Annotated in this window: 18 protein-coding genes; 3 read left to right on the top strand and 15 right to left on the bottom strand. The window is 60.9% G+C overall.

The window, feature by feature from the left end:
- Positions 1-61 precede the first annotated feature (61 nt).
- The 9 genes from VL197_07645 to murJ all read right to left on the bottom strand — a co-directional run bounded on the left by VL197_07645 (position 62) and on the right by murJ (position 8259).
- The gene (locus VL197_07645) at positions 62-790 is read right to left on the bottom strand and encodes a DUF4253 domain-containing protein (GenBank protein ID HUJ17852.1); all 729 of its coding nucleotides are present in this window, start codon (positions 788-790) and stop codon (positions 62-64) included.
- On the bottom strand, positions 771-1070 hold the full coding sequence (locus VL197_07640; GenBank protein ID HUJ17851.1) for an acylphosphatase: 300 nt from the start codon (positions 1068-1070) through the stop codon (positions 771-773). Before VL197_07640 ends, VL197_07645 begins: the two co-directional genes overlap by 20 nt.
- Positions 1071-1107: 37 nt before the next feature.
- A complete protein-coding gene (locus VL197_07635; protein ID HUJ17850.1) occupies positions 1108-2691 on the bottom strand; it encodes a pseudouridine synthase in 1584 nt (527 codons plus the stop codon).
- A 52-nt stretch (positions 2692-2743) separates the two neighbouring features.
- A complete protein-coding gene (locus VL197_07630) occupies positions 2744-3277 on the bottom strand; it encodes a DUF523 domain-containing protein (protein HUJ17849.1) in 534 nt (177 codons plus the stop codon).
- A 132-nt stretch (positions 3278-3409) separates the two neighbouring features.
- Positions 3410-3586, bottom strand: a complete 177-nt coding sequence (locus tag VL197_07625) for a hypothetical protein (protein ID HUJ17848.1) — start codon at positions 3584-3586, stop codon at positions 3410-3412.
- Between the two features lie 156 nt (positions 3587-3742).
- Positions 3743-5203, bottom strand: a complete 1461-nt coding sequence (guaB, locus tag VL197_07620) for an IMP dehydrogenase (GenBank protein ID HUJ17847.1) — start codon at positions 5201-5203, stop codon at positions 3743-3745.
- 170 nt (positions 5204-5373) lie between these two features.
- Positions 5374-6012 carry an MBL fold metallo-hydrolase gene (locus tag VL197_07615; GenBank protein HUJ17846.1) on the bottom strand — a complete coding sequence of 213 codons (639 nt, stop codon included), beginning with the start codon at positions 6010-6012 and terminating at the stop codon, positions 5374-5376.
- 128 nt (positions 6013-6140) lie between these two features.
- Positions 6141-6683, bottom strand: a complete 543-nt coding sequence (locus tag VL197_07610) for a methylated-DNA--[protein]-cysteine S-methyltransferase (GenBank protein HUJ17845.1) — start codon at positions 6681-6683, stop codon at positions 6141-6143.
- Complete coding sequence (gene murJ / locus VL197_07605; protein ID HUJ17844.1) at positions 6673-8259, bottom strand: murein biosynthesis integral membrane protein MurJ; 1587 nt, start codon at positions 8257-8259, stop codon at positions 6673-6675. The genes VL197_07610 and murJ overlap by 11 nt, the downstream gene beginning before the upstream one ends.
- A gap of 284 nt (positions 8260-8543) precedes the next feature.
- On the opposite strand from murJ, the gene rpsT reads away from it, so the two are divergent.
- Complete coding sequence (gene rpsT, locus VL197_07600) at positions 8544-8813, top strand: 30S ribosomal protein S20 (protein ID HUJ17843.1); 270 nt, start codon at positions 8544-8546, stop codon at positions 8811-8813.
- Positions 8814-8898: 85 nt separating this feature from the next.
- Here rpsT and holA read toward each other — a convergent pair whose 3' ends face one another.
- From holA to VL197_07575, 5 genes are all read right to left on the bottom strand, one after another.
- Positions 8899-9897, bottom strand: coding sequence for a DNA polymerase III subunit delta (gene holA / locus VL197_07595; protein HUJ17842.1), 999 nt, complete (start codon positions 9895-9897; stop codon positions 8899-8901).
- Between the two features lie 105 nt (positions 9898-10002).
- Positions 10003-10548: an LPS assembly lipoprotein LptE gene (gene lptE / locus VL197_07590; GenBank protein HUJ17841.1), complete on the bottom strand. Its 546-nt coding sequence runs from the start codon at positions 10546-10548 to the stop codon at positions 10003-10005.
- 121 nt (positions 10549-10669) lie between these two features.
- Positions 10670-13147 carry a leucine--tRNA ligase gene (leuS, locus tag VL197_07585; protein HUJ17840.1) on the bottom strand — a complete coding sequence of 826 codons (2478 nt, stop codon included), beginning with the start codon at positions 13145-13147 and terminating at the stop codon, positions 10670-10672.
- Between the two features lie 182 nt (positions 13148-13329).
- Positions 13330-14001: a PilZ domain-containing protein gene (locus VL197_07580; GenBank protein HUJ17839.1), complete on the bottom strand. Its 672-nt coding sequence runs from the start codon at positions 13999-14001 to the stop codon at positions 13330-13332.
- A 182-nt stretch (positions 14002-14183) separates the two neighbouring features.
- Positions 14184-14714 (bottom strand): DUF4124 domain-containing protein, encoded by a 531-nt coding sequence (locus VL197_07575; GenBank protein HUJ17838.1) that lies wholly within the window; start codon positions 14712-14714, stop codon positions 14184-14186.
- A gap of 165 nt (positions 14715-14879) precedes the next feature.
- On the opposite strand from VL197_07575, the gene der reads away from it, so the two are divergent.
- A complete protein-coding gene (gene der / locus VL197_07570; protein HUJ17837.1) occupies positions 14880-16277 on the top strand; it encodes a ribosome biogenesis GTPase Der in 1398 nt (465 codons plus the stop codon).
- Positions 16278-16596: 319 nt separating this feature from the next.
- Here der and VL197_07565 read toward each other — a convergent pair whose 3' ends face one another.
- Complete coding sequence (locus VL197_07565) at positions 16597-17175, bottom strand: hypothetical protein (GenBank protein HUJ17836.1); 579 nt, start codon at positions 17173-17175, stop codon at positions 16597-16599.
- Positions 17176-17576: 401 nt separating this feature from the next.
- Here VL197_07565 and VL197_07560 point away from each other — a divergent pair, with 401 nt between their 5' ends.
- Complete coding sequence (locus VL197_07560; GenBank protein ID HUJ17835.1) at positions 17577-25487, top strand: acyl-CoA dehydrogenase family protein; 7911 nt, start codon at positions 17577-17579, stop codon at positions 25485-25487.
- Positions 25488-25627 lie beyond the last annotated feature (140 nt).

The following is a 25627-nucleotide window of genomic DNA, read 5'->3' as shown; positions in this document are numbered from 1 at the left end:
GTATAAGAGAAATTTCTTCGCCGCCGTGGTGATATCCCTAGTGCAGGAGGAAAACGGAGTGTCAGTCCCAGATGAGGAAAAAACCGTTGGTCTTCCGCATGCGCTCTGCGATCTGTTCCACCGTCTGAGGGCCGTGTTCGCGTATATCGGGAGCGAAGGCATACACTTTTTTTGCGAAGGCCTTCATGTCTTCCGGCTGCCGGGTGAACTTCGCCTCGACCCAGTCTGGTCCCGCTCCGGTGACCATGAAGCTGCTTTCCTTCTGCTGCTCTTTGAGCCAGGCAATGATTGTCTTGGTATCGAGACCGTAATTGGCTGCCTCCGTCCCCTGGATCTTGAGAAGGTCGTAGGAGTTGTGGCCCCGTACGACAGTCACGATGTCGGGCAGGCTGCCGTAGCCCCGGTGGCTCTTGAAGATCAGGAGCCCTTTCACGCGAAGGCCAGACCGATAGGCCTGGATCAGATCGTCCGACTTTTTTGTGCGAACGCTGAAGCCTGCGAGTGTCTCCTTTTCGAACCCCTTGGCGCCCTTCAGGTTCTCCGAGGGGATCTCGACGGTCACAAAAAACGGTTCAGCCTCTGCTCCCGCGGACAGCTCGACCTGGCCGATCAGGTCTATCGGAAAGCCCAACTCCGCCCGCTGCCCCGGAGAGAGAACCGGATGCTTTGTCTTGATGACCACTGCCGGCTCCGGCTTCTTGGGCTCCACGGGCTTTTCGGTCCTGCACGCGAACTCGAGTGCGAGGACCGCGAGGAGCAGGCAGAGGTATTTACCGACTGTAGCGGACATCGAACAGCGTGAACTCCCCTTTATAAGACTCCCATTGAAGATCGACCTTCAGGACCCTGGCTCCCGGCGGCCCCTTGTAGCACCAGCCGACGATCTCCTCGACCTTCTTCTTTTCTCCCTCGAACAGGGCCTCGACGCTTCCATCCGGCAGGTTCCTGACCCAGCCGCCAACTCCAAGGCGAAACGCCTCCTCCCGCGTGCTCGCCCGGAAAAAGACTCCCTGGACCAGACCGTGGATGACAACATGAGCGCGCAGCTGTTCCCGGTCGCGGCCCTTCACCCCGCCTCACCTCGCCCGCAAGCATGACAACCGCATTCTATCGCCTCGTTCCAGGCCTGCCCGGCCCTTTCGTTCCACTTCCAGGCCCCCGCGGTATCCGGCGCGCCGCTCCCCGGCCTCCGCTGTACGTGCTCTTGTTAGGACGCGGGCCGGAACTTGTTTTTCGTTTTTCGCTGCCGGTTCCCGGTTGGGGTCTTGCGGTGCCGAATGGAGGCCGGCGGCCGCCCCATCCCGATGCGGTACTTGCCGGCGTTCGTCTCGGTTCCGGACCGGTGCTTCTCTCTTCCCGCCGGGAGGAACCTTCACTTTTCCGAACGGCGTTGTTGTCCCTAACTCCCTGGTTCTTGCGCAACCCGCTTCGGGTGTCGTGCATGACCATACGGCCGGACCCAGTACTGCCGAATGCCGTCCGGTGTCCGCCCGATCCCGATACAGGAGGTCTTCCCGGGGTTCGTCTTGAATCAGAACCGATGGTTCTCTCTTCCCGCGGGGAGAAACCTTCGCGCTTCCGAACGGTGTTGTTGTCCTTCACTCCCTGGCTCATGCGCAACCTGCTTCGGGTGTTGCTCGTGACCATCCGCCCGGATCCCGTACTGCTGAATGCGCTCCGGCGTTCGCCTGATCCCGATACAGGAGGCCTCCCCGGAGTTCGTCTTGGCCCCGGGCCGTGGCCTCTCTCGCCCCGCCGGGAGATGTCTTCGCTGCGCCGGGGGGAAGTCCTAGCCGTTATTCCCTGGTTCTTCCTCAACCCGCTTCGGGTATCCGGGATACCGGGCCGCCGGGTCGTCAGCCTTCGCTCTTCTTCCCGGCGTCCGCCGCCCTCGTTCCCGGTTTTCCCGTCTGCCCTGCGCGCCGGCACAGCCGGCTTATACACCTTGATCTGCCGACCGCTCTCGTCGGTCTTCAGAGCCGTATCCCGCAGCGCGCGAATTTCATCGCTGGTAAGATGGCGGAACCTTCCCTCCGGCAGGTCGCCGAGCAGCAGACTCCCGGTCCTGGTCCGCTTGAGTTTGATGACCGAACTGCCCACGTGATCGAACATGCGCCGGACCTGGCGCTTCCGGCCCTCATGGATCGTGATCTCGATCCAGGAGTTCGCCTCCTCCTTGCGGACCTTCTTGACCTTCGCGGGCGCGGTCCTGCCGTCCTGGAGAAACATACCTTTTTCCAGCGTCTCAATCTGGGCATCGCTCAGGACGCCCTTGACCTTTGCCAGATAGGTCTTCGGGAATTCGTGCTTGGGGTGGGTGATCAGGTGTGCGAAGTCGCCGTCGTTCGTCAGCAGCAGCAGACCCTCGGTGTTGTAATCCAGCCGGCCGACGGGATACACGCGAGTCTTGACGCCGGACACGAGGTCCTGCACCGTGGGCCGGCCTTCCGGGTCGGACATGGTCGTGACAAATCCGGCTGGCTTGTTCAGCATGATGTACGTGGGGGGCTGTTTTGGGTTGATCAGCTTTCCGTCGACCTTGATGTGGTCCCGCGTGGAGTCGGCCTTCGTGCCGGGCTCGGTCACCACTTGGCCGTTGACGCGCACCCTGCCCTCGGCGATCAGCTGTTCCGCCGTGCGGCGCGATGCAACGCCTGCCGCCGCAATGATTTTCTGTATTCGTTCCTCCATGAATTTCCTCTCTCCGGCGCTGCCCTTCGGCCCGCGAGAAATCATTATACCGTCAATCTCCCTTAAAATCAATTTGACCGCGCCCAGGCGCACCTATTCTCTCGATAAAACCCCCTATGACGGCCGGGTCTTGAAGCGCTTCTTCGTCATGCACAGGAAGGGACGGGAAGCTCCTCAGAACAGCCTCGGTGAACAGACCCGCAGCCTTGCCGGCCGCGCTGCCCGAAGGCGTAACGATCTGCGCATCCCGCACGGCGCAGCTCGGGGAGCGGGCCTTGAACACGAACCCGCGGAGGTCCAGCTTCTCGAGATCAGACAGCTTTTTCTTCGCCCATATCATCAATCGTACGGTATGGTCGATTCCGGAGGAGATCGCAACCAGCCTCCTCGATGCCCCGTCATCGATGATCTGCATGGGCTCCCTCGGCACGGGCAAGCCGCACTCCGCCTCGGGGCACACCGGCACCCACTCCACGAGCTGGCCGAGTTTGTCGCGAAGATACGGATCGAGCCTGTGCCCGCCGTCGTACCGAACGGGGTAGCCCAAAAGGCAGGAGCTTATGGCGATCTTGATCTTGTCTGACATGTGACCTGCGGGAAGATCATCAGGACGGCATCCGGCTCAACGACGCCGTTGCAGGAAGACTGGCCATCAGGAGGCGATTCGGGCAACCAGGGATATTCAGGCACCTCAGGCGCGGCAGGGTCTTGCTGCTACTTATCGCCGCTTCGCCAGCCACTCCTTGAGCCGAGGGCACTTGTTCATTGCCCGGTTTCCCTCGCAGTCGCCGCAGAGGGTCATGTCCTGGCTGCAGGGCTCGAAGCCCTCATGCAGAGGCAGGGCCTTCGACATCTTCGGTCCACGGGTTTTCTTGAACGGGATTACTTTGGACATGTTAAGTCATACGCGGCGTGCCCGCGGCCGCCGGTTCAAGGAAATGCAGATCGGCAAGGATACGAAGGGAGGGATTGTTCGCCCGTGACAGCGTCGATGATGCTGACACGGCGCCTTCTCTCCACACAGTCCCGGTCCGGGGTGAAAAGGGCCTGCTTAGTCCATCCGGTAGTTCGGCGCTTCTTTCGTGATCACCACGTCGTGCACGTGCGACTCGCGCAGGCCCGCGCTGGTGATCTTGATGAACCGCGACCGCTCCCGGAGGGCCTGCAGGCTCTCGCAGCCGCTGTAGCCCATGCCCGCCTTCACGCCGCCGATAAGCTGATGTACGCTGGCCGAAAGGGTCCCCTTGTACGGCACCCGGCCCTCAATGCCTTCCGGAACGAGCTTGGCCTTCTCCTCCTCATGGGACTGAAAGTAGCGGTCCTTGCTGCCGCGCTCCATGGCGCCGATGGAGCCCATGCCGCGATAGAGCTTGTAGCTCCGGCCCTGGTACAGGATCGTCTCGCCGGGGCTCTCTTCCGTGCCGGCGAAGAGGCTTCCGATCATCACACAGGAGGCGCCTGCGGCGAGTGCCTTGGTGATGTCTCCCGAGAACTTGATCCCGCCGTCGGCAATGACCGGGATGCCCGTCTTGTCCGCTTCCTTGCAGCAGTCCATGACCGCCGTGATCTGGGGCACGCCGGCCCCGGACACGACACGTGTCGTGCAGATGGAACCGGGGCCGATGCCGACCTTCACCGCGTCAGCGCCCGCCCGGATAAGGTCCTTTGCCGCTTCCGACGTCGCGATGTTCCCCGCAATGAGATCGAGGTCGGGGTATTTCTTCTTGATCGCCCTGACCGCGTCGATCACGCCCTGGGAATGGCCGTGAGCGGTATCGACCACGACGACGTCGACGCCGGCCTTCAGGAGCTCAGGCACGCGTTCAGAATGATCGCCCACACCGACAGCAGCGCCGACACGCAGTCGTCCAAGCTTGTCCTTGCAGGCGTTTGGATATTTGATCTTTTTCTCGATGTCCTTGATGGTGATGAGGCCGCGCAGGCTGAAGTCCTTGTCCACGATCAGGAGTTTCTCGATCTTGTACTTCTGGAGGATCTTCATGGCCTTCTCGAGGGTCGTGCCGAGCGGGGCCGTTACCAGGTGGTCCTTGGTCATCACCTCGGAAACCTTGAGCGTATACCTCGTTTCGAACCGGAGGTCGCGGTTGGTGAGGATACCGACGAGTTTGTTGCCCTTGGTCACGGGCACTCCGGAGATGCGGTACTTCTTCATCACATCCAGCGCATCGGAGATCTTGGCGTCCGGCGAGATGGTGATCGGGTCGATGATCATGCCGCTTTCTGACTTCTTGACCTTGTCCACCTCCTCGGCCTGGACATCGATCATGAGGGCCTTGTGGATGAACCCAAGGCCGCCCTCCTGGGCCAGGGCGATGGCGAGCTTCGCCTCGGTCACGGTGTCCATGGCCGCGCTCACGAGCGGGATATTCAGTATGATCCGCTTGGTAAGCTGGGTCCGGACATCCACGTCCTTGGGCAGAACATCGGATTTCGCGGGAAGCAGAAGGACATCGTCAAAGGTGAGACCGTCTCGAATCGGACCGACAACCATTGCTATTCTCCTTTTTCTCCGTGCAATCGCAGGAGACCCTCGGTAAAAGCAGGCTGGAAATGCTTGAATTCACGAACCGCAGGGTTCATCTGTTCATCTGTGTTGATCTGTGGTTGATAAACGGGTCTCTTAATTTACCACAACGCCCGTTAAAGCTCAAGGGAAACCAGTTATTCAAACCCCGACTGATCGTTCAGAAAAGGGTTTTCCCGCCGCTCATCGCCGATGGTTGACGCGGGACCGTGGCCGGAAAAGACCTTTGTGTCATCAGACAGGGTCAAAAGGTTCGTCTTGATGGAGCGAAGCAGGGTCGCGAGGTCGCCGCCCGGGAAGTCGGTCCGGCCGATGGAACCGGCGAAGAGAGCATCGCCGGTGAAGACGATGCCTTCTTCCAGGAGGCAGATGCCTCCCGGGGAATGCCCGGGAGTGTGCAGGACCCTGAGTGAGACCTCGCCGGCCCTGATCACGTCACCGTGTCTGACAAAGCGGTCCGCCGGAGGGGAGGAAACGGACTTCATGCCGAACATGGCTGACTGACGCGGCGCGGACGCGAGCACCGCGGCGTCGCCCTCATGGATCAGGATCTCGGCGCCCGTGGCTTCCTTGATCGCTTTGTTCGCACCGATATGGTCGAAGTGGCCGTGGGTGTTCACGATGTACTTGACCTTCAGGCCCTTCTCCTTGATGATGAGGAGGATGTCCTGCGCATCGTCGCCGGGGTCGATGACCACGGCTTCCCTGGTCTTCTCATCGGCCAGAATGAAGCAGTTTACCTGGAGTGGACCTACGACGAGTCTCATGAGCAGCATTTTTTTGTCCTTTGATGATGAGAGATCAGAAACCAGGCTGCGAACAGGAGTGCAAGAACTCCGAGAGAGCTACGCGCAGTCGCTTTACCCCGTGCGGGGATACTGTCCACGACCTGGCCGGGGACGGCTCATCTGCGACCATGCCCGCGTTCCCGCTTCAACAGCACTTTCTTCATCCCGATCCCGCCCGAGAACCCTCCCAGACTCCCGGACGACCCGATCACGCGGTGACAGGGAATGATGACCGGGATCGGGTTCGCACCCAAAGCCTGGCCCACGGCCCGGGCAGCATGAGGGTTCCTGATCCTGCCGGCGATCCATGCGTATGACCGCGTCTCGCCGAAGGGGATCGCCGATGCCGCCTTCCAGACCGACTGCTGGAAGGCTGTATAATAGCGGGTATCAAGGGGCAGGTCAAATGCAACGGCGTCGCCGGAAAAATACTTCTGAAGGAGAACAACTGCCTTGCTCAGGAGCCGCTCCGCTTCTCCCGCCGAACTCCGGACTCCGGGCTCACGACTATTCAACTCTCGCCCGACCGACTTCCTGTCCTTCCTCGGCAGAACGACCAGCGCCACTCCCGAGTCGGATACGGCGATCCCGGCCCAGCCGAGATCGGTTCTGAATATTTTTTTTGCTTTTCCCTTCACACCGGGCATCTTATGTCTCACGCTTTCTCCTCTTCTTCACCATTCCCCAGAGAAACGTCAGTTCCTCGCTCCTCAGTGCCCACATTGCTGCAACATAGAAGAGCGCGCTCACGACCATGGCGCCGCCCAGCAGTTCCGCCTTGTACAGACTGCCGCCTTTCATGTCCCAGACCGGATTCCGGCTGACCCACCACCCGATCGCTCCCATTGCCACGGACGCCGGGATGATCTTGAGCAGCGAGTTGACGATCCTGCGGGCATCGATCCTGCCGATTTTTTTTCTGAGCTGAATCGTAAGAAGGCTGACATTCAGCATCGATGCGAGCGAGTTCGCCAGCGCCAGGCCCCCATGGGCGAGCGGCGTCATGAAGACGAACGCGCTGCTGAACACCATGTTGGCAATAAAGGCAACAAGCGCTATCTTGACCGGCGTCTTCGTATCCTGGAGCGAGTAGAACGCCTGGGCCACGATCCGGTAGCCGGCCATGGACCAGAGTCCGACCGCATAAAACAGAAGCGCCGCAGCCGTGCCTTCCGTGGAAAGACGGTCGAAATGACCGTGCTCGAGCAGAAGGTTCACGATGGGGATGCGAAGGGTGATCAGCCCGGCCATTGCCGGGAACATGATGAAGAATACCAGCCGAAGGCCGAAAGAAAAGGTCTCGCGGAAATCGCTCATCTCCTGCCGTGCAGCCTGGGAGGACATGGTCGGCAGCACTGCCGTGGCGATCGCGATGCCGAAGATGCCGAGGGGAAAATGGATGAACCGCATCCCGTAGAAGAGATAGGTGATGCTTCCCGTCGCCAGGAATGAAGCGAAGATCGTGCTCGTAAAAATGTTCAGCTGGTTGACCGACGAGCTGAGAAAGACCGGGAGCACGAGCGTCCCGATCCTTTTCACGCCGGGGTGCGTGGGCTCGAACCGAGGCCGCGGCATCATGCCCTGCCTGCGGAGCCCCGGCACCTGGATCAAGAACTGGAACAGTCCGCCGATGACCACGCCCACGGCCACGCCGAGGATCGGTTCGGACAGGAAGCGGATGCTGAGCACGACGGCAGATATGGTCATAACGTTCAGCAGGACCGGCGAGAGCGCGGGCGAGAGAAAGGACCTGAGCGAGTTCAACATGCCCATGGCGAGGGCGGCGACGCCGATGAACAGCAGGTAGGGGAACATGATCCTCGTGAGCGCCACGCCCAGCAGGTACTTATCGTGGAACTCCGGCCGGTACTCCCAGCCGAGCGCGATCAGCTTTACCACGTAGGGTGCGAAGAGAACGCCGAGGCCCGTCAGGACGACGAGCACTACGAGCAGCCGGGCAAAGACGGCATTCGCCAGACGGCGCGCGCTCTCCCTCGACTCTTTGGTAAGGGTCTCGGTGAATACGGGGATGAACGCCGCCGACATGGACCCTTCGGCCAGGAGTTCGCGCAGCAAGTTCGGAATGCGGTAGGCGACATAGAAGGCGTCTGCCGCGATGGTCGTGCCGAATGCCCAGGACATGACCATGTCCCGCAGATATCCCATGACGCGGGATACCAGCGTGGCGATTCCGACGACTCCGGCGGCTCTGGCGACCTTCACATTCTCAGTCATGCTGATTTACCTTACACGGACGAAATGCATTTTGAACCACCGGTGAAGACGAATAGATCGTGGATATAGGGACACAGTCGGGAATTCCCGGAGCGTAAACCAGAACCGGGAAATCCCTGTGAACCGGATTTATCCCTGTCCGGATTGCCCTGCCATAATAAAAGGCTGAAATGAAGAGTAAATGTACCAGAAAAGGGCCGGTAAGAAAAGGATTTTTTTCTTGACACCCGTGCATACTTTATGATAAAAGACTACTCTGTTTTTAACCCTGAAGGAGGCACGCAGTGGCAACCCATAAGTCAGCGATCAAAAGGCAGAAGCAGGCCGAAAAGAAGCATGAGATAAATAAAGCCGTGAAGTCCAAGCTCAAGACCCTGGCTAAGAAGGTGGAACAGGCCGTCGAGGCAAAGAACACCGCCGCAGCCAAGGAGGCCATGGTCAATGCCATGAAGGCCTACGACAAGGCCGCATCCGCCGGCGTCCTGCACAAGGGCACCGCTTCGCGCAAGATCTCCCGCCTGTCCACGAAGGTCGGCAAGATCAGCGCGGCGTAATTCATACCGGCATCATCAAGAAAACACGAGAGCGCCTTCGTAGTCCGAAGGCGCTCTTTTTTTCGTCATCTCTTGAGCGTCTCCCTCAGGCGCCGCACAACCGCAGGATCATCCGCTCCAGTACCAGTCTGCCCGGAATGCCGCTCGATTTAAGCGCCTTATCCGTGGACAACAATACGGCGAAGGCCTCTCGCAGTTCGTCCAGATTGTAGCGCCGCACTTGCTCATGAAACTGGGGTGCCTGATGAAAAATAATCCTCAACTTCTTGACGATCTCATCCTTGCTCGCACCTGAAGCCTCCATCGTCTTAGCCTGAAGCAGCCGCCGGAAGTTCCATGCGATGGAGCCGAGCAGGCCAACCGGCGCCTCCCCTTCCTGGATCAGCCGTGCGAGGATCAGGAACGCCTTTTCCCGGTTCTTCGCACCGATAGCCGCCGCCAGGTCAAAGGATGTGTACTCCCTGAAGTCTCCTACCACCGCCTTCACATCGTCAAAGGTGATCGCTTTCCTGCCCTTGATATGAATCTCGACCTTCTCGAGCTCATTGCCGATCTTCCTGAGGTCATTGCCGGTGGTCTGCCACAGGTACTGGGCCGCATCCCGCTGCACCGAGAGACCGCGCCCTTTTGCCCATCCTTCGATCCACGGCACCATCTCGCGGTCAAGCAGCGGGAAGAACCTCGCAACCGCCCCCCTGGCCTCTACCGCGGCCGTCACGGTCTTCTTCTCATACCTGCCCTCGTTCGAAACCAGGACGAGACAGGTGCTCGGCGACGGATCCTTCAGGTAGGGCACCAGCTCTTCGAGGTCCGCGGCCTTGAACGCGTCGAAATCCCTTGCGATCACCAGCCGTTTTTCTGACATGAAGGGAAGCGTCTGGCAGAGGTTGACAAGCTCCGAAGCACGCGTATCCCGGCAGTAGAGCGTGTTGAAGTTGAAATCGCTCGCTCCGGGATCGACGACCTTCTTGATGATGAGGTCGATCGCTTCCTGGACCAGGAACTCCTCCTCGCCGTAAAACAGGTACAGGGAGAAAACCTTTCCCTGCTTCAGGCCGGAGATGAGATCAGAGTACTTGAGCATAGGGTTGGATGTTCAACCGGCAAAATATCAATGTCAAATAACTATGCTATGACCGAATGCCGGGGTGTCCCTGTTAAGCTTGACCATGGACATTTGAGCGTTTTATCAAAACCCTTCCAGCACCCTGCTCCGAAGGGTCCAGGCGATGTCCTGCGCGGCCTTTTTCACGGCCGCATCCTTTGACACCCGCGTTGCCGTGACGTTCTGCATCGTCACCGCATAATCCGAGAGGAACGTGGACTCGACCCCCGGCTGTTTCCAGAGTATCTTCTTTGCCCGGAGGTCCTCCAGGGTCGCCTCGACGACGATGCTGATGCGGTACTGCTGGACATAGGTCTGGCCGTTGAAGACGGTGTAGGAGAGCGGCGTCGCCTCGTACTTGGTGATGATGCCGCGAAGGACGAGTTCGGCGTCCTCGGGACCCACGATCTTCAGCCTTCCGTCGGTCATGAATTCCTCGACAACGGCCTGGGTCACTTCAACGTCAACATACGGCTCGTTCGTGGTGTTCAAAAAGACGGGGACAGCGAGCTTCTTCGCCCCCTCCGGCACGACCGCACCGGTGCCGGAGAAGTGGTAGCCGCAGGAGGCCACAGCCAAAAGAAGAATCGGGAGGAGTGCTGTTTTCACGTCGCTCAATCTTTTTTTCATGGTGACTCCTGAGTTCCATACTCCCAACACATCCAAAGAGAAAATGCAGGAAAGCACTCATCGAATTGAGCGCACCTGCACACTCAGAGGTAAGCGCGACGGTTTTAGGAGTGGTTAAGCCCTACACCACCACATTCACCAACTTGCCCTGGACGACGATGACCTTCTTGGGTGTCTTGCCGTTCGTGAACTCCCGGACCTTCGCATCTGCAAGCGCGGCGGCCTCGATGTCCTTGTCGGAGGTCCCCGCCGGCACCATCAGTTTGCTCCGGACCTTGCCGTTCACCTGGATGACGATGGTGATCTCGGCTGCGACAATCGCTTCAGGATCATACTGCGGCCACGCCGCATTTGCAATGCCCATTCTATTGCCGAGCGATTCCCAAAGCTCCTCGGCAAAGTGCGGCGCAAAGGGGGAGATGAGCAGGGTGAGCGCATCGATTGCGGCTCTGAGCACCGGCCCCTGCTTGCGGGGACTGAACTCGTTGCTCGACGTATAATCGTACATCTCGTTCACCATTTCCATGAGCGCGGCGATGGCCGTGTTGAAGTGGAACTCCCGCTCGATGTCCTCGGTCACCTTCTTGATCGTAAGATGGGTCTTGCGGTAAAGCCTGTCGCCCCGGCCCTCTACGCCGGCGGCCCTGATGCCCTTGACGTCTTCGCTGTATTTGTACACGATCGCCCAGACGCGGTGAAGAAAACGGAATGCGCCGTCTACGCCCTGGTCGCTCCAATCGAGGTCGCGCTCGGGCGGCGCCGCAAAGAGCGAGAACAGCCTGGCCGTGTCGGCGCCGTACTTGTTTAGGATGAAGTCGGGATCCACCACGTTCCCCTTGGATTTGCTCATCTTGGCGCCGTCCTTGATCACCATGCCCTGGGTCAGCAGGTTCTGGAACGGCTCATCGCCGCTGAAAAGGCCGAGGTCGCGGATCACCTTGGTGAAGAACCGCGCATACAGCAAGTGGAGCACGGCGTGCTCGATGCCTCCTATGTATTGGTCCACGCTCATCCAGTATCCGGCGGCCTTCTTATCAAAGGGCGCCTTGTCTTCCCGCGGGGAGCAATAGCGCAGGAAATACCATGATGAGTCCACGAAGGTGTCCATGGTGTCCGTTTCGCGACGCGCTTTCCCGCCGCACGTTGGGCACGTTGTTTCCACGAAGGACTTCGATTCCGCGAGCGGCGAGCTGCCCTTGCCCGTGAGTTCCACGTCCACGGGCAGCCGCACGGGAAGATCCCTCTCCGCGACCGGAACGGCTCCGCAGGCACCGCAGTAGATGATCGGGATCGGCGTGCCCCAGTAGCGCTGGCGCGAGATGCCCCAGTCCCGGAGCCGCCAGTTCACGGTGCGTTTTCCGATCTTGCTCGACGCCACATGGTCGGCGATCTTTTCTTTCGCCTCGGCATTGTTCAGTCCGTCAAATTTCCCCGAATGCACCAGCGTGCCGTCCTCGACATAGGCCTGCTTCATGGTCCCGGGGTCGAGGTTTTTTTCGGGGTTCTGGATCACGACGCGGATGGACAGACCGTACTTCCTGGCGAATTCGAAATCGCGCTGATCGTGGGCAGGCACGGACATGATCGCGCCGGTCCCGTACTCCATGAGCACGAAGTTCCCGACCCAGACCGGGACCCTTTCATTGTTCAGGGGATTGATCGCGTAGGCTCCGGTAAAAATGCCTTCCTTTTCCCGCGTCTCGTCGGTCCGCGCGGCCTTGTCCTCGCGCAGCACGCGCTGCACGAAGGCCCGCACCTCGTTCGCCTGCGGCTTTCCCGCAATGAGCGATTCGAGCATAGGGTGCTCGGGCGCGACGCTCATGAAGGTCACGCCGAAAAGCGTGTCCGGCCGAGTGGTGAAGATCGTCAGCTTCTCGACGGTCCCTTCGACCGTAAAGTCGGCTTCCACGCCCGTGGACTTGCCGATCCAGTTCCGCTGCATGGTGAGCACGCGCTCGGGCCAGCCGGGAAGTTTATCACAATACGACAGCAGTTCCTCCGCATAGGCGGTGATCTTGAAGAACCACTGCTCGAGCTCTTTGTGCTGGACCACGGAGCCACAGCGCCAGCAGAGACCGGCCTCCACCTGTTCGTTCGCGAGCACCGTGGCGCAGGACGGGCACCAGTTCACGTAGGAGAGCTTCTTGTATGCGAGGCCGCGTTCGTACATCTTGATGAAGAACCACTGGTTCCAGCGGTAGTACTCCTCGAGGCACGTCGTTACCTCGCGGTCCCAGTCGTAGGACAGGCCGAGCCGTTTCAGCTGGTTGTCGCGCATGAAGGCGATGTTCTCCAGGGTCCACTTCTGCGGGTGGATCCCATGCTTGATCGCCGCGTTCTCGGCCGGCAGGCCGAAGGAATCCCAGCCCATGGGGTGGAGCACGTTGAACCCGCGCATCCGCTTGTAGCGCGAGATCACATCTCCGATGGCGTAGTTCCGCACATGGCCCATGTGGATCCTGCCCGAGGGATAGGGGAACATCTCAAGGCAGTAGTACTTCGGCTTCGAGGCTTCCTCGGACACCTTGAAGGTCTTTGCCTCGGCCCACGCGCGCTGCCAGCGTTCTTCCACCTTCTTGAAATCGTACCGTTCTTCCAAAAAAGCCTCCCCTATCAGTAAAGCGCTGTACCTTCCCAAGCGGAGCTAACCCGTCACGAGCCTGCGGTCGCCTCTTTACGGCAAACAACAGATTTCGCTCTGATAGTGCCCAGCTATTTTGCCTCATGCATGATGCGCTCGGCACTCCGTGCCTTGAGCAATTGCGATTTGTCCCGGGTCCCTCAGTGTTTCACCCCTGCCTTCACAAACTGTTCGATGATGATCAGTTCCTTGGTGTTCAGGTTGATAAAGCTGACGCCGCTGATGACCCGCGCTCCGGAGCCGGACACCCGCACCACGATACAGTCAGCCGTGATCTCCACGTGACCGAGACTGAATGAACAGGTGATGGCGTCCCCCTTCCTCAAGGCCCGGTCGGTCTCGATCAGCATGCCGGAGATGCTGATGTTTCGGGACATGGCGAAAAAGGACTTCTCCTGCTCCCGGCCCTTGACCGATGCGCGGAGCAGCACCCGCATCTCCTTGCGCCGCGGGATCACCAGTAGTTCCGACACCTTGGAGAAGAACAGGACCGGGTCTATGGGTTTAGGAATGACGGCGTTGGCCTGTCCCCCGGCGCAGTCGGCGGCACCAGCCGCGGAGGAGTCGCAGACCATGACGATGGAGACCCTTCTCAGGTCTTCGTCCTCACGCAGGAGCGAGCAGAGCCTGGGGCCTCCCATGAGCGGCAGGTCCGCATCCGTGATGATGAGGTCCGCGCGATGGACCCCGTGAAGATTCAGGATCTCTTCCGAGGTTCGGGCGGGATAGGCCGTGACGCTTCCCCGGCTGAACAGGGTTTCGTGGCCGCCGATTAAGTGCAGGACGCTCCGCGCGATTATGACTTTTTTCATGATTCTCGGGATTGGTGCCGAGGTCCCGGACTGGCAGAACACCGGCCTTCCGGAGTGGTTAGCCCTGAGAGAGGCCGATTCTCCCAATGGCGATAGACAATCCTGTTTATCAGGACTGCCGGGGGATACCAGCCGCCACCAAGTGCGGTTTGCTTATTGCTCCTCCCGGGGTGAAGCCCTGCCTATTCCCGAAGCCACCCGGGATAGGCATCTGCCCTGCGTGCTTCCTCGGGAAGGTCGACCTCGAGCATGCGCCTGGTCTGACTCATGTCCTTTTCGATCTTCAGCTTCTTTTTTTCGAGGCTGGAGCGGGTCTTTTTCTTCTTCGTTGCGATCTTCTTCGGCTTCTGGTCCTGATCGTCCAGCTGTTTGAGGACCAGGTCGTACTCATCCTGCTGGTTCCGGAGCTTCAGGCGGTAATTCGCCGCCCTCTTGCGCCAGTACTCCTCGCCGTGGCCGTTCTTGTCCCTATGCTCCCGCGACGCGACGGTATCGTCCGGCCGAGCCGGCGGCGCCGGCTTTTCTCCCACGCTCACCCGGCTCTCGTCCGGCTTCACGGTAGTCGCGCGATCACGGTACTCCTGCGGGACCTGTTTCGGGTCGTTGGTGAAGAATTCCTTGCCGTCCTTGTCGACCCAGCGGTAAAAGTCGGCATAACAAGGTGCGGCAGCGAGCAGCAGGAAGCAGAGCCACGGCATCAGGGATCGTTTCATCGATAAGGCCTCCGGCAGGGGGAATGAGGTAAAAAAATAACACAATTAGCAGGGCTTCGCAAGATTTTTTCTTGAACCAATGCGTCCAATAATGATATAGTCCCTTCTGCAAATTCAAATCGCCGGGAACGGGCCTCATGCCCGTCCCCCAGCAGGCTCACAACCATGTCAAGACCTGTCGTTTCCATAGTCGGACGGCCGAATGTCGGCAAGTCCACATTGTTCAATCGCATCCTCGGGAGGAACTTCGCGATCGTCGAGGACCAGCCCGGCGTCACCCGGGACCGCAACTATGCCGAGGCGGAATGGGAGGGGAAGCGCTTCCTGCTCGTGGACACCGGCGGCTTCGAGCCCGAGACCGAGGACTCGATGTACATAAAGATGCGGGAACAGACCACGCTCGCCGTGGAGGAGGCGGACATCATCATCTTCCTGATGGACGGCAGAGAGGGGCTGCTCCCGGCGGACATCGAGGTGTCCCAGCGCCTCAGGGCATCGGGCAAGCCCGTGATCTACGCCGTGAACAAGGTCGACGGCGAGAAGCAGGAAGGGCAGCTTCCGGACTTCTACCGCCTCGGGATCGGCACGCTTTTCTCGGTATCGGCAAAACACGGCCCCGGGTTCTCGGACCTCATGGACGAGCTTGGCCGTCTGCTGCCTGCCGGCCCCCGGGATGAGGAGGAACCGGAAGCGGACATCCTGCCCCGGATCGCCATCATCGGGCGCCCCAACGTGGGCAAGTCATCCTTCGTGAACGCGCTCATCGGGGAGGACCGCATGATCGTCAGCCCGGCGGCCGGCACGACCCGGGACGCCGTGGACAGCCTGTACACCTACTACGGCAAGAAATACGTGCTCGTGGACACGGCCGGCATCAGGAGCCGCGGCAAGATCAGTCAGGGAGTGGAGAAATACAGCGTGATGCGGGCCATGAAGACCCTGAGCAGGGCGGACGTGGCTCTGGTGCTGATCGATGCTGCCGAGGGCATCACGGAGCAGGACGAACGGATCGTGGGGCTCGCCCACGAGGAGGGCAAGGGGATCATCATCGTGCTGAACAAGTGGGACCTGGTGCCGGACAAGGAGCAGGCCTACAAGCAGTTCATGGCCGACGTCCAGCAGCGGCTCAAATTCGCTGACTATGCCTCGGTGATCACCATCTCGGCCCAGACGCGCCAGCGGATCACGAAGGTTTTCGAAGAGATCGACCGGGTGATCGTGGAGCGTGAAAAACGCGTCCCCACTGCGGAGCTGAACAGGGTCTTCGAGCAGCTCGCGGCGCGGCACGAGCCGCCTCTGTACCGCTCCAAACGGGTGAAGTATTACTATATTACGCAGGTGTCGATCAAACCGCCAACATTTGTCGTGTTCGTCAATTACCCCGAAGGCGTCCACTTCTCCTACATTCGCTACATCGAGAACAACCTGCGGGAAGCCTTCGGGTTCCATGGGTCGCCCGTCCGGATCTACGCCAAGAGACGCAGGGACCAGGAGGAAGGCAAGCCCACGCGTCCCCGCCCCACCGGGGAAGAGGGACTAACAGGCAGTCGAAAACGCCGGTAAGCCATCTTCCTGCACGAAGTGAAGGATCTGATGCATTTGGACATGCGAGATTCTTCGCTTCGCTCAGAATGACTTGCTCGGCATGCATGGAATTCCCCCCCTATTCATCTTCCGCCGCGTGAAAACCCCCGCACCGGTCGCCGCGCAAACGGCCTGCCTTTCATTGCTTCGTTTTAAGAAAAAACCAGAATGATGCCCGGGAGAACCGGGAGGGAAACTGCGGACGGAACGGCACGTACCGGGGCAAGGATATGGAGCCGCGTCTGCAGGGAAGAGATGGTCCGGCCGGAGCCGGGCGTCTCCGGAGGTCCTTCACCTTTCAGACAATGGCATCGAGGACGATGAAGAGAATGTTCTCGCCGACAAAAACGACGACCGTGAGCGCCATGAACACGCGGCAGACCTTGTTCGGCGATACCCTGACGCCCGCCAGCAGGCCAAAACTGGCAATGAACCAGAAGACCGACACCCACATGAGGCCGAACGGCGCCACCCAGAGGATGAGCATCGAGATGAACGATCCGAGCACCAGGTAGGGCATCCAGACCAGGCGGAACATAGACCCCCCGGATGCGGAGGTTCGCCTCGCCCTGAGCGCGGTGATCAGGAACACCTGCCACCACGACCCGAGAAACATGAACATGACGCCATAGCGGTCGAACCGGTGCAGCAGCTGCACGAACAGGGGAAAACGGTGGTACTCCAGGCCGACAATGGTGAAAATAAAAATGGCCGGGATGAAAGCGATGAATCCGTAACCGCAGGCATCCATCACGACGGTCCTCGCCGACTCCGCCCCGCTCTGGTTCCGCAGGAACCGCGCCGTGCGGAAGAACTCGATGCCCGCGATGAGCGGTATGATCAGATAGGCGATCTGCTGATACCGGTAGCCTTCCATGCCAGCCTCCTCCCTGTTCCCTGACCCGCCGCGGCACGGCGAGCCACTTGCCTCACCCCGGCGCTCTCCCGATATTAATGACAGCAGCTTGCGTTGTCAAAGAAAATCGGCAGCCAGCCTCATCTGCGAGCCAAGCCGCGATTGTCATAAGAAATACTCTTATAATTTGAGAGGCGCAGGCTGTTGACCGGCACGATGAACCTGCTGTTCCGCGATGCCAAGGCGAATCGATGCACCGCCTGCGACGCGGCCGGGACTCCCTGCTTCGCACACGCCCGCTTCGATCACAGCTTTTCCCGGTAGCCACAGCGGTCCTGTTCTGTTATAATTTTTGCATCAGCACGCGAAGCACTCAATCCTCCCTTCGACTGCATCGAAACCTTCACAGAAAAGGAGCACCGATGGCGCTTCCCCGGTTCACCGTCATCATCATCGGCGCGGGCCCTGCCGGCGTCACGGCCGCGGGCGCCCTCGCCGGGGCCGGCATCTCCGTTGCCCTGCTCGAGGCCGGCGTGTATGCGGGAGCAGAAAACTGGTCGGGCTGCGTCTACTTCACCGAGAGCCTGGCGGCTGAGGACTGCTTCGGCCCCGTAGCAGTGGCGTCCGCGCCGTTCGAGCGCGCGGTCGCAAAGCGGGGGACCCTCATGCACAATGGCCAAGACGTGGTCGGGCTGGAGTTGCGCGACCGCGAGGCGTTCCGGGACTGCTATACCGTGCTCAGGCCACTCTACGATCCCTACTTCGCAAACCTCGCGGCGCGTAAGGGCGCCGTCCACCTCCCCGGCACCACGGTCACTTCGCTCATCAGAAACAACAACAGGGTGGTCGGCGTGGATACGAACCGGGGAGCGCTGTACGCGGACGTTACGTTCCTCGCCGAGGGAGACGCGTCGCACCTGGTCCGTGCGGAACAACTCGAACGCCTGCCTCAGCCGCACTTTCTCCAGGGCGTGAAGGCCGTGCTTTCGCTCGGCGAGGATGAGATCGAGAAGCGGTTCGGTCTCAAGGCCGGGGAAGGCGCTGCCTACGAACTGCTGCTGCGAAATCCGGCAATCGGGGGAAGGACCGCGCACCTGAACATCGGAGGCTTCCTGTACACGAACCGCGACAGCCTCTCGCTCGGGTACGTAGCGCCCCTCGACAATATCCGGGACAATTTTCGCGGAAGCCATGATGCCATTTACGAGTGGATGCGCGGTCTCCCTTTCATCGGGGACCTGATCGAGGGCGCGACGCTCTCGGCGTACGGCACCAAGATCATCAGGAGCGGGGGGTGGCACGAGCGGCCCCTGCTCGTCCAGGACGGCTTCGCCGTGGGCGGCGCGTCAGCCAATCTCGGCATCGACATTCCCTTCCCCAATTTTACCGGGCCCTCCTCGGCAACGGGACTCTTCTTCACCCGCGCGGTGAAGAACATCCTGAAGCGGGGCGGCTCCTTTGACGAACGGGAACTGGCCGGCGAGTATATCGAGCCGCTGCGGGAGAGCGCCTGCGGCAGGAATGCCGAACATCTCTCCCGGTGGCCGGCCTATTTCGGGAGTTCCCATGTTCTATTCGGCAGGACCCTTGATACGGTCTGCGGGACAATGCATTTTCTTTCGACCAACGGCCACGTTGAGACCGGCAGGTTCCTCAGAAGCAACATCCTCTCCTTAAAGGGATTGCGCGAAATCACGGTCGACACGGTCCGCGCTGTTGGCGCTCTCAGGCTCGGGAAACCCCTCCTCGCGACACTCTTCAATCCGGCGACATTCTGGCGATGGACCATGAACCTGGTGAAGACATCCGCGAATCGTGATCAGAAGCTGCGCTTCATCCTGCACATCCGCGGCAGGGAGATCGAACCTGCATCGCTTCCCTGGCCGGTCGGCTCGCTGTTCGAACGCATGTCCCCGGCGCTCTCTCGCGCACTCGCGCAGGTCTACGCCAATAACGGCAAGCCGCTCGGGAAAAAGCTCAGCCGGGCTGTCCGTCACGTTCTTCAAGGCTTCCGGCTCACCGACATTGCGCTCCTGCCCGCGTACGCAACGGCGCTCTTCTTCATCGCGCTCGGAACAGCCGTCGTTGATGCGTTCCGCTTTTACGTGCTCAAGACACCCGTTGACATACTCCTTGCCGAGCCCGTCATGGCATACCAGGAGTCGCTGAGAAAAGCGAGGGACCTCGACCTCGTAAAGCCGTCCCTGAGCCTCGAGGCAAAGCTCGCTACGAACACCTACCGCGTGGGTGCCGGTTCCCATATCCGGACGCTCTGGCCTGAATCCGTTGCGACTCAGCCCGCGATGTCCCGGAGCGGCCTGTGGCATGTCTGCCCTGCCCGCGTCTATGTCTACGATGTCCCGCCCTTCTCCGGACGCGGCAAGGTCACGGTCAATTTTGAAAACTGCATCAAGTGCGAATCTTGCTGGCGCGCCGAGCCGGGTCGCGCTTTGTGGGGCAGGCACACGGACCACAAACTCATCTACCGGCCCGAAAGTGCCTCATTGTCGGTTCTCCTCGACACGCTCAAGACCGGCCGATCGCAGGAACGTGCCCCCGTCAAAGACGGCGACCTCGCCTGGCAGGAGCCGGGGCCCCTGGATCCTGCCCGCCGGCAGTTCGTGCATGCTGTCCTCCATGCCTCGTCCGCATTCAGGGAAAGCGTGGAGAAGCTCCCTCTTTCCGCGGACAAGGCGCGAACGGCATGGCCCCTCTCTCTCGGCCTGAGACTTTCGGAAAAGCTGACATACCTCGATTCCGCCCTTGCAGACAGCAACGAACATGATTTGGCCCGGATGGTCCGATACGAACGCGCTGCCCTAGGGATCAGGCTTGGTGAGGGCAGGCTGTTCCATGCGCTTTATTGCAGCGCCAGGATCGAGGAGCGGATCACGGCGAGGTTTTCAAATCCAGCCTCTCAAGGCGGCAGGAAACATCCTCCCCGGGACAAGAGGGACGGACGGGGATTTTCGTATGAGCACGTCTCGGCAGTGTTTCCCGACCGGGTCGTAAAACAATGGGAAGATTCGCCCATGCCCGAAGCCTCGTGCGAGATCCTGAGGACGTTGATTTCCGATCACCGCGACTCTCCCTTTGAAATGGTGCGCGTCCTCTCCTCGGTCAATCCCGCGCTCGGACTGATCGCCTCCCACCAGCTCGCCGCCACGGGCATCCTTTCCCGGGCAGGCTTTACTCCTGACCCGGGCGTGTGCGCCGTGGACGGACATCATATCGAGATCACGCAGACGCAGGAAGGTGTCCGGCTCAAGGGATTTCTAAGCCTGGTGCCCGCTGCTGCCGGCCGCACCCTGCTTCTGTGCGCGGGCAACAGCGGATACCTGGTCCCCTTCACTCAGTCGGGCGTCACGATCACGCCTGCGCCCGCCATCGGGTTCCGGGCGGCAGGTCTATCCGATATCGGGATCGATTGCCTCGTGGAAAAGCAGGCCTTGGCCATCCAGGGACACTCCCCGGTCCCCGATGCACGCTCCTGTCTCGCCATCGCGCTCGGCGCTGCCGACTATCTTTCCCTCCGCGTGAAGGAACATGCCTCAGGGAGGGTCCAGTTCCCGGGACAGATGATCGACACGGAAGGCCGGGATGGCATCGCGAAGCTCGGCGCGGTCAAGGCGCTGATCGCGCGGATCGAAGCCTGGCGGATGCTGCTGCAAACTCTTTATGATGTTAGCTTTCACTCCGAAGTCCCGACGCGACACTCCGAACTCGGTCTTCTCTTTTCAACGATCGCGGCCAAGGCCTTCGGGCCCGAGCCCGGCAGCATGGGCTACGACGCCGGGCAGGTCTTCGGCGGCTTTGCCTATTCCGAGGACGACCTGCTCTCGCGGTTCTACCGGGACAGTTCCCTGTTCCGGTTCCTGGCCCCGGGATACGGCGCGGCTGCCGCGTTGAATCGTACGCTCGCTGGGCAGGACCTCGAGCAGGCAATACCCTTTCTCGGCAGTCTTGACACCGTGCAGGGCGAACCGCTGCAGCCTCTCGCCTTTCGGTTACACGCCATCATGAAGAAGTGCGCCGATCTGGCCGGGCAGCCGGACGCTTCGCTCGCCGGGGAAGCAAAAGCCATGGTCACCGCCCTTCGCGGAATGCTCGTCTCCATCGAGGAAGCCTTGAGCCGAGGGGAAGGGAGCGAGACGCGCGCGGCGGCTGCCGAGGTCCTGCTCGGCTTGGCGGAAGACGCTGTCATGCAGGCGTCGCTCTCCGGGGGCCGCGGTTCAGTACCTCCCTCGTCTGTCTTTCCCGTTGCGCCCCCGAGCACCGCTATCATGGAGGGCACGGACTACGATGCGTTCTGCACGGCCCCGGGCGCGCCTCACCGATCGGGGAGCTTCCTGGCGACCGTGTTCGACCGTTCGCCGCGGTTCGTTCCCGAGATGCAGATGGATGACCCGAAGCTCAGGGCGCGCTGGGCAGATCTCGTGAACTGGTTCAGGCAGAACTGCTCTGAAAAGCAATTCAACGGCCTGGGCTTCGAGCGCAGCATCGACCGGTCCCATCATCTGCCGGCGGAGATCATACAGGCGGCAAAGAACGGCAAATGGCTCGCCACCTATATCCCCCAGTCGCTCGACGGCCTCGGCTGGCGCAAGGCGGAATACTACCTCCTGAACTCCGCGGCCGGCAGCTTCGGCGACGCGTCCATTGACCTCCTGATCATGGCAAGCACGAGCATCGGCACGACACCGATCCTGCTCGGGCTCGAGGAGGAGCTTCCCCGCGTGCGCGAGGAACTGACCCCCCTCGTTGAAGACGAAGGCAGACTCGGCAGCATCGGCGCCCGGCTCGCGAGGCTCATCCGCGCCCTGTCCAGACCCAACCCGGCATGGATCAGGAAAGAATACGAAGCGATCATGAAGCTGGTGGATGACCGGATCCGCCATACCCGCGTCGTGAAATATCTTGCCGCACATTTTCTGAAAGCCTTTTACGGCGCGGGCATCGCCGGCCAGCGCGGCGATTTCGGCGCATTCATGGAGGATCTCAGGCATGCCGGCGGGCTCTTCGATAAGGTCATGCCCGACATCCGTGCCTCCCTCGAAGAGCTTCCCCGGCGCGAGCGTTGCCACCGGCTCTTCCTCCGCTACCTCGGCCACAGCGCGGTCAGCGCCTTTGCCCTGACCGAACCGACAGCAGGCTCGGACTCTGGCGGTGTCCAAACTACGGCTAAACTGTTGAAAGCAAGAATGACGCCGCTCGATGACGGCAGGTACTCCTTTCAGCCGCAGGGCGATGAGGAGAGCTTCCGGTATCTGATCGATGCGGACAAGATCGTCTTCACGGATGTCGGAATTGCCTATGAGACGCCGGACAAGCAGAAGCAGCCGATCCGCTATGACCAATACGATTACAGGACAGACCAGGGGTCCCGCTACTATCTCTATAAAGGAAAGGAATGCCCGTTCCATGACATCGGCCAGGTGCGCAGCACGGACAACGGCTCCCTGTACGAGTACTACAGCCTGACGGGCGCCAAGATGTGGATCACGAACGGGAGTATAGCGACGCAGTTCTGTTTGTACGCACGGACACCCGAGGGCGTGACCGGTTTCATGGTGGACCGGCACAGCGAGGGGCTCAAGGTCGGGGCAGACGAGAAGAAGACCGGCCAGCGAGGCTCGCCCACGAACGAGATTTCCATCGACAGCGTGCGGGTACCGCGAGAGGCCGTGATCGGGTACGAGGGACATGGCCAGGTGAACGCGCTCGAGACCCTGAACGTGGGGCGGTGCGGACTTGCCGTGGTCTCCGGTGCGCTGATGCGCAAGCTCCTGGCCGAGGCGAACGCAGCGATACCTGCTTCGGAGGAACGCGACAGGCTGCTGGGCGAGGCAGCGGCCATCCTGTTCGGCAGCGAGTCCCTCGCTTCCTACCTGATCGGCCTGTTCGACCGGCCCCATGAGTCGGTGCGCATGGAATCGGCCATCGCAAAATACGTCTGCTCCGAGGACATCCATGAACTGATCACACTCGTGGAGCAGGCCTACGGCCCTGCGGGCCAGACCGAAAAGCATCTACTCGAGAAAGCGCGGCGCGACAGCCGCATCCTCACGATCTACGAAGGCACGAACGAGGTCCAGCGCTTCCTCATCCTGAAGGACCTGATCGCCATGGCAGCAAACTGGCCGGAGCTCTCCGAACAGGAGGGCCCTGATGCCGACCGGACGCTGGCAGCATGGAAGAACCGGCTCCGTTCCTATGTCAGGGAAGCCAGCCGGACGCTCGGCGACACGGGCTGGTCCGATGCCATGCTCCAGCCCGCGCTCTTCCCCCTTTCCGAGATGGCCGGTGAGATCCTGCGGCTCGAATGCATCCGGTACCGCAGGGAGTGGCTGAATGCCCGGCGTCCCGCCTTTGACCTGCATCTCCCGGACTACGGCATGAACATGCTTTCCGCCGGCCGCAGGGCGGCCGAGAGGACACGTACGCGCCTTGAGCATCTGGAGGAGAAATTCCTGCAGAACTGGGAACAGGTCAGGAACAGCATGGACATGCCCGAGGTGCGACTGGCCGATGCAGCGCTTGATGAGATGTCGCGCAAGGAACCTGCTCCTGTCACGGCACCGGGGGCATTAGCAGTTCCTCTTCGCGCGCTTTCGATCATCAGGCCCGTTGCCGATCTGTCGCCCCGGCCCCGGTTGGCGGACGGGGAATTACGAGAACTCGTGTGGAGGATCAACCCGTCCGACCTGGCGGCCCTGACGCAGCTGCTCGCACTCAAGCCCAGCGGCGATTCATTGGTAAGTATCGACGTGCTCATGCCCGGAGGCGTGGAACTGGAATCGCTTCTCAGGATGACCGCGGGGCCCCGCGCTGACAGCCTCCATCGCCTCGATATCGCCCCTTCGAGCGGACCCGCCGCGTATGTCCCGATGATACAGAACCTCGAAGGCACTCAGCAGTACGACCTGATCGCCGTGGGTGACGCAGGTCTCGACGGAGACCGGAGCCTAGGCGCTTATCTCGCAGGCAGGCTCGATCGGCACCACGAACGGACAAATGAGATCGAGGTCAAGCCCGATGGAAGCGGGTTTGTCCATCCCGCACTTCCGTCGGTCATCAGCATTGCGGGCGCTGCGTCCGAGCCGGAACATAATATCGTAGAATCGATTTCTGCACTGAACTCGCCCATCAGTGTCATGACGTCTGACCAAAAGCTGAATGCTGTTGGAAGTTTTGACCTTCCCTCCGGAGCAAGGTCAACGTCAGCAATAAGCGCCGACCCCCTCTCGGCAGCGGAGTACATCAGGGTCTTCGCAGCGTCGGCAAGCGCGGGAACATCGCAGGATTATCGCGGAGAGCTTCCCCATCATATTCTTACGGACGGCAATGCGATCTGGGCAGTGCTCGAGCCCCATGACCCGAAGGGAAATATCGCCGTGCTCCGCGCCTGCGTCCTGTCTGCCGGACTGGTCAGCAGGAACGTCTGCGCCGTGATACCCGCTCCCCGCGACAAGTGGCCTCAGCTTCTCGGCGTGGCTCGGGCAAATGGCTGCGAGCAGGCCTATTGCCTGGATTCACGGAACGGGAGGCTCACGGAGGAGGGCAAACGGCAGATGCTCCGCCTGATGCTGCAGGCGTCGAACAGCGCGATGATATTCGCGGGCACGGAATGGGCAAGCTCCCTTGCCTACGCGGCCGGCGAGGCGGATGACCCGGGAAACAACGTCCTCCTCTGCTCAGGAGTAACGGACGTAACAAGGGAAGGCCCGGGCGCTCTTGTCTTTTCGCTCCCCGCCTATGAAGGCAGACTGATCAGGCGCCATGTCTTCGTGAGCGGCTCCGCATTCGTGACCGTCGCCCCGGAAGCTGATTTCCCGGCGCAGGCACAGAGGCGGGAATTCAAAGCCCATATCCTGGACCTTGCCGTTGATCCCGGCTGGATCATGCCGCTCCCGCCCACAGCGCCGCCGACCCTTGCACAGGCAGACGTGATCATCGACCTCGGGTACGGCATCAGGGACAACTCGGGAATCGCGCTCGCACAGGAGCTCAAGAAGAAGCTGGAGGCGCTCGGCCTTGCACCGATGTTCGGAGCGACGCGCAAGGTCACGCAGGACCTGAAGCTGCTGCCGCTCGATGCCCAGATTGGCCAGACCGGCGTTCGCGTAAACCCCAAACTCATCATCGCCCTCGGCATCTCCGGCGCGCCGCAGCATACCGACTACCTCGGCAGCCGCGCCGAGATCCTCTGCTTCAACAAGGACCGCGAAGCGCCGCTCATGAAACTGAACCAGAACCGGCCCGCCCCGCGCGTGCACCCGATCCCGGGCGACCTGTTCGTGACCGTGAGGGAATTGATCGAACGGCTGGGGTAACGCCGAGAAACGCATTCAGTCTTGTTCCGCCGTCATGCCCAATACCGGGAAATATGATTTTGGAGACGCCTCGAGATAAGCTCGCCCTTGCCCTGTCCTGCCGCGTATCCGGAACCATGCCCCGCCGGCCGATGGTATGG

The organism is Nitrospirota bacterium, assembly GCA_035516965.1.
Lineage (GTDB): Bacteria > Nitrospirota > UBA9217 > UBA9217 > UBA9217 > MHEA01.
Note: the sequence above shows the minus strand (reverse complement) of the source record. Positions and strands in the feature narration are given on the sequence as shown.

Excerpts from the sequence above, each read along its gene's own strand:
- VL197_07645 (HUJ17852.1), bottom strand. The coding sequence starts at position 790 with ATGTCCGCTACAGTCGGTAAATACCTCTGCCTGCTCCTCGCGGTCCTC.
- VL197_07635 (HUJ17850.1), bottom strand. The coding sequence starts at position 2,691 with ATGGAGGAACGAATACAGAAAATCATTGCGGCGGCAGGCGTTGCATCG.
- VL197_07630 (HUJ17849.1), bottom strand. The coding sequence starts at position 3,277 with ATGTCAGACAAGATCAAGATCGCCATAAGCTCCTGCCTTTTGGGCTAC.
- VL197_07625 (HUJ17848.1), bottom strand. The coding sequence starts at position 3,586 with ATGTCCAAAGTAATCCCGTTCAAGAAAACCCGTGGACCGAAGATGTCG.
- guaB (HUJ17847.1), bottom strand. The coding sequence starts at position 5,203 with ATGGTTGTCGGTCCGATTCGAGACGGTCTCACCTTTGACGATGTCCTT.
- VL197_07615 (HUJ17846.1), bottom strand. The coding sequence starts at position 6,012 with ATGCTGCTCATGAGACTCGTCGTAGGTCCACTCCAGGTAAACTGCTTC.
- murJ (HUJ17844.1), bottom strand. The coding sequence starts at position 8,259 with ATGACTGAGAATGTGAAGGTCGCCAGAGCCGCCGGAGTCGTCGGAATC.
- holA (HUJ17842.1), bottom strand. The coding sequence starts at position 9,897 with ATGCTCAAGTACTCTGATCTCATCTCCGGCCTGAAGCAGGGAAAGGTT.
- lptE (HUJ17841.1), bottom strand. The coding sequence starts at position 10,548 with ATGAAAAAAAGATTGAGCGACGTGAAAACAGCACTCCTCCCGATTCTT.
- VL197_07580 (HUJ17839.1), bottom strand. The coding sequence starts at position 14,001 with ATGAAAAAAGTCATAATCGCGCGGAGCGTCCTGCACTTAATCGGCGGC.
- VL197_07575 (HUJ17838.1), bottom strand. The coding sequence starts at position 14,714 with ATGAAACGATCCCTGATGCCGTGGCTCTGCTTCCTGCTGCTCGCTGCC.
- der (HUJ17837.1), top strand. The coding sequence starts at position 14,880 with ATGTCAAGACCTGTCGTTTCCATAGTCGGACGGCCGAATGTCGGCAAG.
- VL197_07565 (HUJ17836.1), bottom strand. The coding sequence starts at position 17,175 with ATGGAAGGCTACCGGTATCAGCAGATCGCCTATCTGATCATACCGCTC.
- VL197_07560 (HUJ17835.1), top strand. The coding sequence starts at position 17,577 with ATGGCGCTTCCCCGGTTCACCGTCATCATCATCGGCGCGGGCCCTGCC.